The organism is Mycobacterium sp. E787 (assembly GCF_001668725.1).
Lineage (GTDB): Bacteria > Actinomycetota > Actinomycetes > Mycobacteriales > Mycobacteriaceae > Mycobacterium.
In genome coordinates, this window is sequence record NZ_LZKL01000033.1 from 273,671 (window position 1) to 288,499 (window position 14,829).

Genomic DNA, 14,829 nt, shown 5'->3' on the forward strand with positions numbered 1-14,829 from the left:
GCGAAAAGCTATGCGCGGCCGGCCGTTTCGTGGTCGGTGGCGGGGCGTGTCGTCGACGTCCAGAGCGGAGCCAGCGTCGACCCGCTGCCGAGGATCCATTCGGGTTGGGGGGGCGTGGCCGCCATGTAGCCGACCCCGCGGACGGTGTCGATCATCGACTCGTGTTCGGGCCCCAGCTTGGCCCGCAGCCGCCGCACGTGCACGTCGACCGTGCGGACGCGCCCGCTGCAGTCGTAGCCCCACACCTCGTGCATCAGCCGGGTGCGGGTGAACGCCCGGCCGGCATGTTGCACAAGGAAATTCAGCAACTTGAACTCGGTGAGCGTCAGGCCCAGGTCCGCGCCGCCGAGTGAGCCCGTGAAGCTCGCGGGGTGCAGCAACAGGTCGCCGAATTTCAGGATGCCGTCGAGCGCGCTGCGCCGGCGCGAGATCGCCAGCCGCAGCCGCGCCTGCAGCTCGTCGGCCCCGGCGGCGGGCAGCAGCACGTCGTCGAAGTGCAAGTCGACGTCCACCGCGACGAAGTCCGCCGGCGCCACGACGGCCACCACCGCGACGGACGGTGCCGCGGAGGCCAGCCGGCGACAGGCGCTGCGGGCGGAGTCGACGTCGGTGCGCGCATCGATGATCGCGACGTCGGCGTCAGCGCGATGCTCGTCGACGCCGTCGGTGAGGGGCAGGTGCAGCACCGAGTGGGTGAACGACCGCAGGGTGGGCAGGGCCGATTCGAAGTCGTCTTCGTCCGTAAGAAGTAAAACGTCCAACGACATCTCCAAACTCGTGAGTTTGTATCGCCCCCCACCCGTAGGCACCTCACGGCGAGATGTCTGCCAGCGCAGCGCTGAGTACCCGAATCAGAGCCAAACTATGCAAAGTTTATTGTCCGCGTTCGCGGGGTCAATGCTCTGGTCGGGGAAAGCCGATGGGCCCGGCCCGTTGACACGGACCGGACCCATCCTTGCGACAAGCGCTACTGGTTGGCCTTCTGGCGCTCCTCAGCTGCCTTGGCGCCGCCGCGAGCGGCCTCCGCCTCGGCTTCCTTCTTGGCCGCGTCGCGCTGAGCTTCGGCCTTGTCCTGCTGGGCCTGGCCTTCGCGCGTGAGGTCGTCACGCCCGGTCACCGCGCCGACGGCTTCCTTCGCCTTGCCCTTGACGTCCTCGACGACGCCCTTGACCGCTTCCGCAGGTCCCGACTTGTTCTCGTTGTCCGCCATGAATTGTTCCTCCTCATTGGCGTCCGTACTTGAGCAACTGCTCAGCGCCGATCGCCGAAACGACCGACCCGTCACACGGCGGGGCGTGGTCCTTATTCTCAAGACCGCTGGCTTCGCCCCCCGCGATGGTGCCTATTCCCCATGCCGCCGCCCGCTCAAACATCCGGCGCCGGAAGCAAAGCCGCGCCGGCGTGGACGGCCGGATCGACGTGGGCCCAAGCACCCGACAATCCCGTGAATTCGCCAAGTGTGCAGATAATGCACCCCGCCGACGCCGCATTGTGTTGCGATGAGGCAGGATGTGAAATGCCGTTCCGGATGAGTTCGCCCGGGATGGCACTCTCATGCGAGGAGTCTGATGACGGAGCCGACGAGAAGTGCCAACGGCGTACCGCCATCGTCACCGGAGAGTCGATCCAAGTATTCGAGGGTCTTGCTCAAACTCGGTGGCGAAATGTTCGGCGGCGGCCAGGTCGGCCTGGATCCCGACGTGGTGGCGCAGGTCGCCCGCCAGATCGCCGAGGTGGTCCGCGGCGGCGTGCAGGTCGCGGTGGTGATCGGCGGCGGCAACTTCTTCCGGGGCGCGCAGCTCCAGCAGCGCGGCATGGAGCGCACCCGGTCGGACTACATGGGCATGCTGGGCACGGTCATGAACAGCCTGGCGCTGCAGGACTTCCTGGAAAAGGAGGGCATCGTCACCCGCGTGCAGACCGCGATCACGATGGGTCAGGTGGCCGAGCCCTACCTGCCGCTGCGGGCCGTCCGCCACCTGGAGAAGGGACGGGTCGTGATCTTCGGGGCCGGCATGGGCCTGCCGTACTTCTCCACGGACACCACGGCCGCGCAGCGGGCGCTGGAGATCGGAGCCGAGGTGGTCTTGATGGCCAAGGCGGTCGACGGGGTGTTTTCCGCGGACCCGCGGATCAACCCCGAGGCCGAGCTGATCACCGCGATCAGCCATCGCGAGGTCATCGACCGCGGGCTGCGCGTGGCCGATGCCACCGCGTTCAGCCTGTGCATGGACAATGGCATGCCGATCCTGGTGTTCAACCTGCTGACCAGTGGCAATATCGCTCGCGCGGTCGCGGGTGAGAAGATCGGGACGCTGGTCACCACCTGAGGGGAAGACGCGATGATCGACGAGGCTCTCTTCGACGCCGAAGAGAAAATGGAGAAGGCCGTATCCGTGGCCCGTGACGACCTGTCAACCATCCGGACCGGGCGTGCCAACCCCGGCATGTTCTCCCGGATCGTGATCGACTACTACGGCACCCACACCCCGATCACCCAGCTGGCCAGCATCAACGTCCCCGAGGCGCGGCTCGTCGTCATCAAGCCCTACGAGGCGAATCAGCTGCACGCCATCGAGACGGCGATCCGCAACTCCGACCTGGGCGTGAATCCGACCAACGACGGCACGCTGATCCGGGTGGCGGTGCCGCAGCTGACCGAGGAGCGCCGCCGCGAGCTGGTCAAGCAGGCCAAGCACAAGGGGGAAGAGGCCCGGGTGTCGGTGCGCAACATCCGCCGCAAGGCCATGGAGGAGCTGCACCGCATCCGCAAGGACGGCGAAGCCGGCGAGGACGAGGTCGGCCGGGCCGAAAAGGATCTGGACAAGACCACCCAGCAGTACGTCACCCAGATCGATGAGCTGGTCAAGCACAAAGAAGGCGAGCTGCTGGAGGTCTAGCGGCCGCTCAGCAACCTATCCGTGGTGACTACCGGCGCAGGCACCCCGTCCGACGAGCCGGGGCGGGGGGCCGAGGAGACGACGCAGCAGCCGGCCAAGAAGACCTCACGGGCCGGACGCGACCTGCGCGCGGCGATCGCGGTGGGCGTCAGCATCGGCAGCGTCCTCGTCGTGACGCTGGTGTTCGCCCCGCGCCTGTGGGTGGTGCTGTGCTCCGGGGCCATCCTCGTCGCCAGCCACGAGGTGGTGCGCCGGCTGCGCGAGGCCGGCTACGTCATCCCGCTCATCCCGCTGCTGATCGGCGGGCAGGTCACCCTCTGGCTGACCTGGCCGTACCGCTCCGCCGGCGCGCTGGCCGGCTTCGGGGCCACCGTCGTCGCCTGCATGGTGTGGCGGCTGTTCCAGCAGGACAACAGCAAGCGGCCGGAGCCGTTCGCCGGTTCGCCCTCGGCGAACTACCTGCGCGACGCGTCCGCGACCGTCTTCCTGGCGGCCTGGGTGCCGCTGTTCGCCTCGTTCGCCGCGATGCTGGTGTACCCGAAGGACGGCGCCGGACGGGTGTTCTGCCTGATGATCACCGTCGTCGCCTCCGACGTGGGCGGCTACGCCGTCGGCGTGCTGCTGGGCAAGCATCCGATGGTTCCGGCGATCAGCCCGAAGAAGTCCTGGGAGGGGTTCGCCGGTTCGTTGGTCTTCGGCATCACGGCCGCGATCCTCACCGCGACCCTGCTGGCCCACAGACCGCTGTGGGTCGGCGCGTTGCTGGGTGTGGTGCTGGTCATCACCTGCACGCTGGGCGACCTGGTGGAGTCCCAGATCAAGCGCGACCTCGGCATCAAGGACATGGGCCGGCTGCTGCCCGGTCACGGCGGGTTGATGGACCGGCTCGACGGGGTGCTGCCCTCGGCGGTCGCGACGTGGACGATCCTGACGCTCGTGCGCTGAGGTGGCCGATACTGGACGGGTCATGGTCCAACAATTGGTTTTCACCGAACCGCGCCCGGGCAAGCCGCCGCGGCACCTGGCCGACCTCGACGCGGCGGGCCGCGCGTCGGCCGTCGCCGAGCTCGGCCTGCCGGCCTTTCGCGCCAAGCAGCTCGCTCACCAGTACTACGGCCGGCTGATCGCCGACCCGCACCAGATGACGGATCTTCCCGCGACCGTGCGTGACGTGATCGCGGAGGCGATGTTCCCGACGCTGCTCACCGCGGCGGCCGAGGTCACCTGTGACGAAGGGCAGACGCGAAAGACGTTGTGGCGGGCCGTCAACGACCCTGCTGGGGCCACGGTCGAGTCGGTGCTCATGCGCTACCCGGACCGCAACACGGTGTGCATCTCGTCGCAGGCGGGGTGCGGCATGGCCTGCCCGTTCTGCGCGACGGGACAGGGCGGGCTGACCCGCAACCTGTCCACCGCCGAGATCCTCGAACAGGTGCGGGCGGCCGCGGCGGCGCTGCGGGACGACTTCGGTGACCGGCTGTCGAACGTGGTCTTCATGGGCATGGGCGAGCCGCTGGCCAACTACGCCCGGGTGCTGGCCGCGGTGCGGCGCATCACCGAGCCGCCGCCGCACGGCTTCGGCATCTCGGCCCGGTCGGTGACGGTGTCCACCGTCGGCCTGGCCCCGGCGATCCGCAAGCTCGCCGACGAACGCCTCGCGGTGACGCTGGCGCTGTCGTTGCACGCGCCCGACGACGAGCTGCGCGACACCCTGGTCCCCGTCAACAACCGGTGGAAGATCGCCGAGGCGCTAGAAGCGGCCCGGTATTACGCCGACGTGACCGGTCGGCGGGTGTCGGTGGAGTACGCCCTGATCCGCGACGTCAACGATCAGCCCTGGCGGGCCGACCTGCTGGGCGAGCGGTTGCACCGCGCGCTCGGCCCGCTGGTGCACGTCAACCTCATCCCGCTCAACCCGACCCCGGGCAGCGAGTGGGACGCCAGCCCGAAGGCGGTGGAGCGGGAATTCGTGCGGCGGGTCCGCGCGGCCGGGGTGTCCTGCACGGTGCGGGATACGCGGGGGCGTGAGATCAGCGCCGCCTGCGGACAGCTGGCCGCCGAAGGCGGGTAGCTGGAGCGCAGGCGATTCGGCGGGCCTGCGGACAGCTGGCCGCCGAAGGCGGCCTGCGCCGAACGTGAAGCTGTGGCGAGTTTTCCGCGAAATTTTCGCTCTGGTTTCACGCTCGGCGGGAGATCGGCGGATGAGCCGAAGGATGAACCTCAGCGGCGCCGAACACGTCTTTAGGGCATAAACCAGCAAACGAGGGGATGCCGTGATGGTTCGCTTGTTCTCGCCGCTCAAGTTGTTTGCCGCGGCCGCTGTCGCCGTTGCCCTGATCTTCGGCCTGGCCGAGGCGCCGCGCTCGGCGGCCGCCGACGATCGCCTGCAGTTCAGCGCCACCACGCTCGGCGGGGCTCCGTTCAACGGGGCCGCCCTGCAGGGCAAGCCGGCGGTGCTGTGGTTCTGGACGCCGTGGTGCCCCTTCTGCAACGCCGAGGCCCCCGGCGTCAGCCAGGTGGCGGCCGCCAATCCCGGCGTCACGTTCGTCGGCATCGCGGCGCACTCGGACGTCGGGGCCATGCAGAACTTCGTCTCCAAGTACAACCTGAATTTCACCAACCTCAACGACGCCGACGGCTCGATCTGGGCCCGCTACCACGTCCCCTGGCAACCGGCCTACGTGTTCTACCGCGCCGACGGCAGCTCGACGTTCGTCAACAACCCCACCGCGGCCATGCCCCAGAGCGAGCTGGCCGGCCGGGTGGCCGCGCTGCGCTGACGCCGTGGATCGGGGTCTGATCGGCCTGGCCTTCGCCGCCGGATTGGTCGCGGCGCTGAACCCCTGCGGGTTTGCCATGCTGCCCGCCTACCTGCTCCTCGTCGTGCGGGGGCAGCGGTCCGGCGAACGGCGGGCTCCGGCCGCGCTGGGCCGCGCGCTGGGCGCCACCGCCGGAATGGCGCTGGGCTTCTTGACGGTGTTCGGGGCGTTCGGCGCGCTGACCATTTCGGCGGCCGGCACCGTGCAGCGCTACCTGCCCTACGGAACCGCGGCGATCGGCGTCGTGCTTGTCGCCCTCGGGCTTTGGCTGCTGTCGGGTCGCGAGCTGACGGCGCTCACGCCGCGGCCGCTCGGCCCGCGGTGGGCGCCGACCGTGCGGCTGGCGTCGATGTATTCGTACGGCGTCAGCTATGCCGTCGCCTCGCTGTCGTGCACGATCGGGCCGTTCCTCGCGGTCACAGCGGCCGGCTTGCGGGGCGGATCGGTGGTGACGGGCGTCTCGATCTATCTCGCCTACGTCGCGGGCCTGACCCTGGTCGTGGGGGTCCTGGCGATCGCGGCGGGGACGGCCGGCTCGGCCCTGGCCGACCGGCTGCGCCGTCTCCTGCCGTTCGTCAGCCGCGTCGGCGGTGCGCTGCTGGTGCTGGTCGGGCTGTATGTCGGCTACTACGGCGTCTACGAGTTGCGCCTCTTCACCGGCAACGCGAACCCGCAGGACGCGGTGATCGCCTCGGCCGGGCGGCTGCAGGGCGCGCTGGCCGGGTGGGTGCACCAACACGGCGCCGCGCCCTGGGCGGTGGCCCTGGGCGTGCTGGTGGCGGGCGCGTTCGCCGCCGCCCGGCGCCGTCGGGTGCGGCGGCTACCTGAGCCAGCCGCGGCGGCGGCCCCACCAGTCGCGCACCAAAACGAAGATCGTGAGGGCGGCGAACCCGATCAAGAACCAGTTCTCGATGTGACCGACGTGGTTTCCGCGCAGCATCGCCAGCAGGAAGATCACGATGAACAGCCCGGTGGCGTGCCAGGTGCGGACGTTGATCTTGCTCCATCCCCACGCAGCGGACGGCACCTCGGCGACGTCGACGCCGTTGTAGTGCTCCACCTCGGTACTGGCCACGGCGAATCCCCTTCGTGATCGGCTGGTAGGGAGATTCTGGCACACCCGCCGCGGGACTCGAGCGGGCACAATGGGTGAGTGACGAACGCGACCACCGAGCGCCGGCTGCGCGTGCTGGTGCTGGGCAGCACCGGCTCGATCGGCACCCAGGCGCTCGAGGTCATCGCGGCCAACCCCGACCGTTTCGAGGTGGTCGGGCTCGCCGCCGGCGGCGCCAACCCGGAGGCGGTGGCGCGGCAGCGCGCCGAGACCGGGGTGACGAACGTGGCCATCGCCGACGAGCGCGCGGCGGCGCAGCTCGGGGACGTCCCCTACAGCGGCCCGGACGCGGTCACCCGCCTGGTCGAGGAGACCAGCGGAGTCGACGTCGTGCTCAACGCCCTGGTCGGGGCCCTGGGCCTGCGGCCGACGCTGGCCGCGCTGGATTCCGGGGCCCGGCTGGCGCTGGCCAACAAGGAGTCGCTGATCGCCGGGGGACCGCTGGTCTTGCGGGCGGCGCGGCCGGGCCAGATCGTGCCCGTCGACTCCGAACACTCCGCGCTGGCCCAGTGCCTGCGCGGCGGCAGCCCCAACGAGGTGGCCAGGCTGGTGCTGACCGCCTCGGGCGGCCCGTTCCGCGGCTGGACCGCCGCCGACCTCGAGGCCGTCACGCCCGAGCAGGCGGGCGCCCACCCCACCTGGTCGATGGGCCCGATGAACACGCTGAACTCGGCGTCGCTGGTCAACAAGGGGCTCGAGCTCATCGAAACCCACCTGCTGTTCGGCATTCCCTACGACCGCATCGACGTGGTCGTGCACCCCCAGTCGATTGTTCATTCGATGGTCACCTTCGTCGACGGCTCGACGATCGCGCAGGCCAGCCCGCCGGACATGAAGCTGCCCATTTCGCTGGCCCTGGGCTGGCCCGACCGGGTGCCAGGGGCGGCGGCCGCCTGCGACTTCACCACCGCCTCTAGCTGGGAATTCGAGCCGCTGGACAGCGCGGTTTTCCCCGCCGTGGAGCTGGCCCGCCATGCCGGCCGGATCGGCGGCTGCATGACCGCCGTCTACAACGCGGCCAACGAAGAGGCGGCGGAGGCGTTCCTGCAAGGCCGCATCGGCTTCCCCGCCATCGTCAAAACCATCGCCGACGTGCTGCACGCCGCCGACCAATGGGCGCTTTCACCCGCTAACGTGGATGAGGTACTCGACGCGCAGCGCTGGGCGAGGGAGCGGGCGCAGCGCGCACTCGCCCTGGCGGGTGCCCACAAAGTCTCGGGAATGGTGTGAGAAAGGTCGTAGCAGCCTGATGATGTTCGTTGTCGGCATTGTGCTGTTCGCGCTCGCCATCCTGATCTCGGTGGCGCTGCACGAATGCGGCCACATGTGGGTCGCCCGGGGCACCGGCATGAAGGTGCGCCGCTACTTCGTCGGGTTCGGGCCCACGCTGTGGTCGACCCGGCGCGGTGAGATCGAATACGGCGTCAAGGCCATCCCGCTGGGCGGCTTCTGCGACATCGCGGGCATGACCCCGGTCGAGGACCTGGCGCCCGACGAGGCCGACCGCGCGATGTACAAGCAGGCGACCTGGAAGCGGGTCGCGACGCTGTTCGCCGGCCCGGGCATGAACTTCGTCATCTGCCTGGTGCTGATCTACGGCATCGCGCTCGTCTGGGGGCTGCCCAACCTGCACCCGCCGACCCGGGCCGTGGTGGGCGAAACCGCTTGCGTCGCACCGGAAGTGGCGCCGGGCAAGGTCGGCAACTGCACCGGGCCGGGTCCGGCGGCGCTCGCGGGAATCCGCGCCGGCGACGTCGTCGTCAAGGTCGCCGACACCCCGGTGTCGACGTTCGAGGACATGGCCGCCGCCGTGCGCAAGTCCCACGGCGTCGTCCCCGTCGTCGTCGAGCGCGACGGCGCCACCATCACCACCTACGTCGACGTCACCCCCACGCAGCGCTACGTGACCACGGGGGCGAAGGGCGCCAAGCCCGAGGCCGCCACCGTCGGTGCCATCGGCGTCGGCGCCGTCAAGACCCCGCCGACGCACTACAACGTGCTGTCGGCCATCCCGGCCACCTTCGCCTTCGCCGGTGACCTGACCGTCGAGGTGGGCAAGGCGCTGGTCACGATCCCGACGAAGGTGGGCGCGCTGGTGCACGCCATCGGCGGCGGCCAGCGCGACCCGCAGACGCCGATGAGCGTGGTCGGGGCCAGCATCATCGGCGGCGACACCGTCGACCACGGGCTGTGGGTGGCGTTCTGGTTCTTCCTGGCCCAGCTGAACCTCATCCTGGGCGCGATCAACCTGGTGCCGCTGCTGCCCTTCGACGGCGGGCACATCGCGATCGCGCTGTTCGAGAGGGTGCGCAACCTGATCCGCTCGGCCCGGGGCATGGTCGCGGCCGCGCCGGTGAACTACCTCAAGTTGATGCCCGCCACCTACGTGGTGCTGGTGTTCGTGGTCGGCTACATGCTGCTGACCGTGACCGCCGACCTCGTCAACCCGATCAGGCTGTTCCAATGAGCCGCGTTGGCCTCGGCATGCCGGACGCCCCGCCGCCCACGCTGGCGCCCCGGCGTCCGACCCGCCAACTGATGGTCCGCGACGTCGGGGTCGGCAGCGACCACCCGATCTCGGTGCAGTCGATGTGCACCACCAAGACCCACGACGTCAACACGACGCTGCAGCAGATCGCCGAGTTGACGGCGGCGGGCTGCGACATCGTGCGGGTGGCCTGCCCGCGCCAGGAGGACGCCGACGCGCTGGCCGAGATCGCCCGGCACAGCCAGATCCCGGTGATCGCCGACATCCACTTCCAGCCGAAGTACATCTTCGCCGCCATCGACGCCGGCTGCGCCGCGGTGCGGGTGAACCCGGGCAACATCAAGGAATTCGACGGCCGGGTCGGCGAGGTCGCCAAGGCCGCCGCCGCGGCCGGCATCCCGATCCGCATCGGCGTCAACGCCGGCTCGCTGGACAAGCGGTTCCTGGAGAAGTACGGCAAGGCCACGCCCGAGGCGCTGGTCGAGTCGGCGCTGTGGGAGGCCTCGCTGTTCGAGGAGCACGGCTTCGGCGACATCAAGATCAGCGTCAAGCACAACGACCCCGTCGTCATGGTCGCGGCCTACGAGCAGCTGGCGGCCCAGTGCGACTATCCACTGCACCTCGGGGTCACCGAGGCGGGCCCGGCGTTCCAGGGCACCATCAAGTCCGCGGTCGCGTTCGGGGCGCTGCTGTCGAAGGGCATCGGCGACACCATCCGGGTGTCACTGTCCGCGCCGCCGGTCGAGGAGGTCAAGGTCGGCATCCAGATCCTCGAGTCGCTGAACCTGCGGCCGCGCGGGCTGGAGATCGTGTCCTGTCCGTCGTGCGGCCGCGCGCAGGTCGACGTCTACACCCTGGCCAACGAGGTCACCGCCGGGCTGGACGGGCTCGACGTGCCGCTGCGGGTGGCCGTGATGGGCTGCGTCGTCAACGGCCCGGGGGAGGCCCGCGAGGCCGACCTGGGTGTCGCGTCGGGAAATGGCAAGGGACAGATCTTTGTTCGGGGCGAGGTCATCAAGACCGTGCCGGAAGCCCAGATCGTCGAGACGCTCATCGAGGAGGCCATGCGGCTGGCCGCCGAGATGGGCGACGATCACGGTGTTGGAACAGAATCGAGCGGTTCGCCGATTGTGACCGTAAGCTGATAGGGGTTTTGTGCCCCTGCACTGATCGTCTTTTCGCACCACAGAGAGTTCCGTAGATGTCGGCTCCGCCCATCATGCGCCTTGTCGGCGAGCGACGGGTGTCGGTGGTGCGTGACGCCGCCGCCGTCTGGCGGGTGCTCGACGCCGATCCGGTCGGCTCGTGCATGGTCGCGGCCCGCGTGGCCGACCACGGCATCGAACCCAACTCGATCGGCGGGGAACTGTGGACCCGTCGCGGCCCGGACGAGTCGCTGTGCTTCGCGGGCGCCAACCTCATCCCGCTGCGCGGCGCGCCGGCCGACCTCAACGCCTTCGCCGACGAGGCGATGAGCGGGACGCGGCGCTGTTCTTCGCTGGTCGGCAGGGCGCAGCTGGTGATGCCGATGTGGGAGCGGCTGGCGCCGGTGTGGGGCCCGGCCCGCGACGTGCGCGACGACCAGCCGCTGATGGCCCTGACCCGCCACCCCAACTGCGACATCGACGTCGGCGTGCGCCAGGTCCGGCCGGACGAGCTGGACGCCTACCTGGTGGCCGCCGTCGACATGTTCATCGGCGAGGTCGGCGTCGACCCGCGGATCGGCGACGGTGGCCGCGGCTACCGCCGGCGGGTGGCCAGCCTGATCGCGGCGGGGCGCGCCTGGGCGCGCTTCGAGCACGGTCAGGTGGTGTTCAAGGCCGAGGTGGGATCGCAGTCGCCGGGGGTCGGCCAGATCCAGGGGGTCTGGGTGCACCCGGAGTGGCGCGGCCAGGGGATCGGGACCGCCGGCACCGCCACCGTGGCCGCGGTGATCGTCGGCAGCGGCCGGATCGCCAGCCTGTACGTGAACAACTTCAACACCGTCGCGCGCGCCGCGTACGCCCGCGTGGGCTTCACCGAGGTCGGCACCTTCGCGACGGTCCTGCTGGACTGATCGGCGGCCCGCCCCCGCGAGTGTGCGGCTGGCCGCACACTCGGCGTCGACCCGACGCGCATAACGCTTCGGTCTCGGTGTGTCGGCGCCTGTCGGCGGCCCACGGTTCATAACATCTGTACCGATGGTCACTAAAACCCCATTGGTATCAGCGACCGCCAGCCTGCTGCTCGTCGCGGTGATAGCCCTGTCCGGGTGCACCCCGCGGCCCGACGGCCCCGGCCCGGCCGCCGACAAGTTCTTCCGCGCCTTGGGAATCGGCGACACCGCGACCGCCGCCCAGCTCAGCGACAACCCGAACGAGGCCCGGGAGGCGCTCAACGCCGCCTGGGCCGGGCTGCAGGCCACCCACCTGGACGCGCAGGTGCTCAGCGCCAAGTACGCCGAGGACACCGGCACGGTCGACTACCGGTTCACCTGGCACTTGCCCAAGAACCGGGCCTGGAGCTATGACGGCCAGCTGCGGATGGCCCGCAACGAGGGGCGCTGGGAGGTCCGGTGGGTCACCACCGATCTGCACCCGAAGCTGGGTGAGCACCAGACGTTCGCGCTGCGCGCCGACAAGCCGCGGCGCGCCTCGGTGAACGAGCTCGGCGGCAGCGACGTGCTCGCGCCGGGCTACCTGTACCACTACACGCTCGACGCCACCCAGGCCGGGCCCGCCCTGATCGGGACCGCGCACGCCGTCGTCGACGTCCTGCACCCCATCAACAACGCGCTGGCCGACCCGCAGCTGCTGGCCGAACAAGCCAGCTCGGCGACCCAGCCGATCGACCTCGGCGTCACGCTGAAGCCGGACGACAACGACAAGGTCTTCCCCGCGATCGGGAAGCTGCCCGGCGTGGTGGTCACGCCGATCGCTGACATGCTGCCCACCGACCCGCACTTCGCCCCGGCCGTCATCGCCCAGGTGAAGAAGGCCGTGATGGACCAGCTCGACGGCCAGGCCGGCTGGCGGGTGGTCACCGTCAACCAGAACGGCGTCGACGTCGAGGTGCTGCACGAGGTCGAGGGGTCGCCGGCGCCGTCGGTGTCGATCACCCTGGACCGCGCGGTGCAGAACGCCGCGCAGCACGCGGTGGACACCCGCGGCGGCAAGGCGATGATCGTCGTGATCAAGCCGTCGACCGGGGAGATCCTGGCGATCGCGCAGAACAACGGCGCCGACGCCGACGGCCTGCCGGCCACCAACGGCCTGTTCCCGCCGGGGTCGACGTTCAAGATGGTCACCGCCGGCGCCGCCGTCGACCGCGACATGGCCACGCCCAACACGATGCTGGGCTGCCCGGGCCACATCGACATCGGGCACCGCACCATCCCGAACTACGGCGGCTTCGACCTGGGCGTGGTGCCGATGTCACGCGCGTTCGCCAGTTCGTGCAACACCACGTTCGCCGAGCTGAGCAGCAGGATGCCGCCCCGCGGGCTGACCCAGGCGGCCAACCGCTACGGCATCGGGCTGGACTACACCGTCGACGGCATCACCACGGTGACGGGGTCGGTGCCGCCGACGGTGGACCTGGCCGAGCGCACCGAGGACGGCTTCGGCCAGGGCAAGGTGCTGGCGAGCCCCTTCGGGATGGCCCTGGTCGCGGCCACCGTCGACGCCGGCAAGACCCCGGTGCCGCAGCTGATCGCGGGGCGGCCGACGACGGTCGAGGGCGACGACACCCCGATCTCGCCGAAGATGGTCGACGCGCTGCGGCCGATGATGCGGCTGGTGGTGACCAACGGCACCGCCAAGGAGATCGCCGGCTGCTGCGGCGAGATCTACGGGAAGACCGGTGAGGCCGAGTTCCCCGGCGGATCGCATTCCTGGTTCGCCGGCTACCGCGGCGACCTGGCGTTCGCGGCGCTGATCGTCGGGGGCGGCAGCTCGGAGTACGCGGTGCGGATGACCAAGGTGATGTTCGAGTCGCTGCCGCGGGACTATCTGGCCTAGAGCCCCCGGCCCGTCGCGGCGGTAAATTGCGAGGGTGGGCGAAACACCCGGCGGGGACATGGTCGCGTTGCGGGTCTCCGACGCCGACCGGAACGGCACGATGCGGCGGCTGCACAACGCCGTCGCGCTCGGGCTGATCGACATCGACGAGTTCGAGCAGCGCTCGTCGCAGGTGTCCTACGCGCGCACCCGCGGCGAGCTCGACCGGCTGGTCGGCGACCTGCCCGGGCCCGGCGCCATCGTCACGTCCGCGGCCGACCGGGTCGAACTGCGCGGCTGGGCGGGCTCGCTGAAGCGTCACGGCGAATGGACCGTGCCCACCCGGCTGGCCCTGGTGCGCCGGCTGGGTTCGGTCGATCTCGACCTGACCCGGGCCCGTTTCGCGGGCCCGGTGGTGGTCATCGAACTGGACATCAGGTTCGGTTCGGTGGAGGTCCGGCTGCCCGACGGCGCCAGCGCCTCGATCGACGACGTCGAGGTGTACGTCGGCAGCGCCAGCGACCGCCGCAAGGACGCGCCGGGCGAGGGCAGGCCGCACGTCGTGCTGACGGGCCGGGTGGTGTGTGGGTCGGTGACCGTCCGGGGGCCGCGGCGCTCTCTTCTGCGCCGCGGCGCGAGGCGTGATTAAGCTGGCCCCATGCCTGCTCGCACCGCCCTTTCCCCGGGAGTGATCTCGCCGACTCTGCCCGTGCCGGGCCGCATCCCGCGCCCGGAATACGTCGGCAAGCCGACCGCCCAGGAGGGCAGCGAGCCGTGGGTGCAGACGCCGGAGGTCATCGAGAAGATGCGCGTGGCCGGCCGGATCGCGGCCGGCGCCCTGGCCGAGGCGGGCAAGGCGGTCGCTCCCGGCGTGACGACCGACGAGCTGGACCGGATCGCCCACGAGTACATGATCGACAACGGGGCCTACCCGTCGACGCTGGGCTACAAGGGCTTCCCGAAGTCGTGCTGCACGTCCCTCAACGAGGTGATCTGCCACGGCATCCCGGACTCGACGGTGATCGAGGACGGCGACATCGTCAACATCGACGTCACCGCCTACATCGACGGCGTGCACGGCGACACCAACGCGACGTTCCTGGCCGGCGACGTCTCCGAGGAGCACCGGCTGCTGGTGGAGCGGACGCGCGAGGCCACGATGCGCGCGATCAACGCCGTCAAACCGGGCCGCGCGCTCTCGGTCGTCGGCCGCGTCATCGAGTCGTACGCTAACCGGTTCGGGTACAACGTGGTTCGCGACTTCACCGGCCACGGAATCGGCACCACGTTTCACAACGGGCTGGTCGTCCTGCACTACGAGCAGCCCTCCGTGGCGACGATGATCCAGCCCGGCATGACGTTCACCATCGAGCCGATGATCAACCTCGGCGCGCTGGACTACGAGATCTGGGGCGACGGCTGGACCGTGGTCACCAAGGACCGCAAGTGGACCGCCCAGTTCGAGCACACCCTGCTGGTCACCGACACCGGCGCCGAGATCCTGACTTGTCTCTAGCGCGAGCAGACACAA

At 70.1% G+C, this 14,829-nt stretch carries 15 protein-coding genes and 1 pseudogene; 13 read left to right on the forward strand and 3 right to left on the reverse strand.

Annotation, left to right across the window (positions count from 1 at the left end; genetic code table 11):
- Positions 1-8 precede the first annotated feature (8 nt).
- Together A5705_RS06960 and A5705_RS06965 are read right to left on the reverse strand one after the other, a co-directional pair.
- A complete protein-coding gene (locus tag A5705_RS06960) occupies positions 9-767 on the reverse strand; it encodes a winged helix-turn-helix domain-containing protein (RefSeq protein WP_068276411.1) in 759 nt (252 codons plus the stop codon).
- A gap of 200 nt (positions 768-967) precedes the next feature.
- A complete protein-coding gene (locus tag A5705_RS06965; RefSeq protein ID WP_066909539.1) occupies positions 968-1,210 on the reverse strand; it encodes a CsbD family protein in 243 nt (80 codons plus the stop codon).
- 358 nt (positions 1,211-1,568) lie between these two features.
- On the opposite strand from A5705_RS06965, the gene pyrH reads away from it, so the two are divergent.
- From pyrH to A5705_RS06995, 6 genes and pseudogenes are all read left to right on the forward strand, one after another.
- Positions 1,569-2,330, forward strand: coding sequence for a UMP kinase (gene pyrH, locus A5705_RS06970; RefSeq protein WP_067880418.1), 762 nt, complete (start codon positions 1,569-1,571; stop codon positions 2,328-2,330).
- Positions 2,331-2,342: 12 nt separating this feature from the next.
- Positions 2,343-2,900, forward strand: a complete 558-nt coding sequence (gene frr / locus A5705_RS06975; RefSeq protein WP_067880421.1) for a ribosome recycling factor — start codon at positions 2,343-2,345, stop codon at positions 2,898-2,900.
- 21 nt (positions 2,901-2,921) lie between these two features.
- Positions 2,922-3,845 carry a phosphatidate cytidylyltransferase gene (locus A5705_RS06980; RefSeq protein ID WP_067880424.1) on the forward strand — a complete coding sequence of 308 codons (924 nt, stop codon included), beginning with the start codon at positions 2,922-2,924 and terminating at the stop codon, positions 3,843-3,845.
- A 22-nt stretch (positions 3,846-3,867) separates the two neighbouring features.
- Positions 3,868-4,971, forward strand: a complete 1,104-nt coding sequence (rlmN, locus tag A5705_RS06985) for a 23S rRNA (adenine(2503)-C(2))-methyltransferase RlmN (RefSeq protein ID WP_068276414.1) — start codon at positions 3,868-3,870, stop codon at positions 4,969-4,971.
- Between the two features lie 202 nt (positions 4,972-5,173).
- A complete protein-coding gene (locus A5705_RS06990; protein WP_156763049.1) occupies positions 5,174-5,680 on the forward strand; it encodes a protein disulfide oxidoreductase in 507 nt (168 codons plus the stop codon).
- Between the two features lie 4 nt (positions 5,681-5,684).
- Positions 5,685-6,539: pseudogene (locus tag A5705_RS06995) on the forward strand (cytochrome c biogenesis CcdA family protein); the annotation flags it as partial.
- On the opposite strand, the gene A5705_RS28440 reads toward A5705_RS06995, so the two are convergent.
- Positions 6,540-6,794, reverse strand: a complete 255-nt coding sequence (locus A5705_RS28440; protein ID WP_082956343.1) for a DUF2631 domain-containing protein — start codon at positions 6,792-6,794, stop codon at positions 6,540-6,542. It abuts the pseudogene before it with no gap.
- A 78-nt stretch (positions 6,795-6,872) separates the two neighbouring features.
- On the opposite strand from A5705_RS28440, the gene dxr reads away from it, so the two are divergent.
- From dxr to map, 7 genes are all read left to right on the forward strand, one after another.
- Positions 6,873-8,063: a 1-deoxy-D-xylulose-5-phosphate reductoisomerase gene (gene dxr / locus A5705_RS07000; RefSeq protein WP_067880430.1), complete on the forward strand. Its 1,191-nt coding sequence runs from the start codon at positions 6,873-6,875 to the stop codon at positions 8,061-8,063.
- A 19-nt stretch (positions 8,064-8,082) separates the two neighbouring features.
- Positions 8,083-9,300, forward strand: a complete 1,218-nt coding sequence (locus A5705_RS07005) for an RIP metalloprotease (protein WP_067880433.1) — start codon at positions 8,083-8,085, stop codon at positions 9,298-9,300.
- Positions 9,297-10,466 carry a flavodoxin-dependent (E)-4-hydroxy-3-methylbut-2-enyl-diphosphate synthase gene (gene ispG, locus A5705_RS07010; RefSeq protein ID WP_156763051.1) on the forward strand — a complete coding sequence of 390 codons (1,170 nt, stop codon included), beginning with the start codon at positions 9,297-9,299 and terminating at the stop codon, positions 10,464-10,466. Before A5705_RS07005 ends, ispG begins: the two co-directional genes overlap by 4 nt.
- Before the next feature lie 56 nt (positions 10,467-10,522).
- Complete coding sequence (locus tag A5705_RS07015; RefSeq protein ID WP_068276422.1) at positions 10,523-11,377, forward strand: GNAT family N-acetyltransferase; 855 nt, start codon at positions 10,523-10,525, stop codon at positions 11,375-11,377.
- Positions 11,378-11,501: 124 nt separating this feature from the next.
- Positions 11,502-13,319 carry a penicillin-binding transpeptidase domain-containing protein gene (locus A5705_RS07020; protein WP_067880441.1) on the forward strand — a complete coding sequence of 606 codons (1,818 nt, stop codon included), beginning with the start codon at positions 11,502-11,504 and terminating at the stop codon, positions 13,317-13,319.
- A gap of 34 nt (positions 13,320-13,353) precedes the next feature.
- Entirely contained in the window at positions 13,354-13,947 is a 594-nt protein-coding gene (locus A5705_RS07025) for a DUF1707 domain-containing protein (RefSeq protein WP_067880444.1), read from the forward strand.
- Between the two features lie 9 nt (positions 13,948-13,956).
- Positions 13,957-14,814 (forward strand): type I methionyl aminopeptidase, encoded by an 858-nt coding sequence (map, locus tag A5705_RS07030; RefSeq protein ID WP_067880447.1) that lies wholly within the window; start codon positions 13,957-13,959, stop codon positions 14,812-14,814.
- The last annotated feature ends 15 nt before the right edge of the window (positions 14,815-14,829 follow it).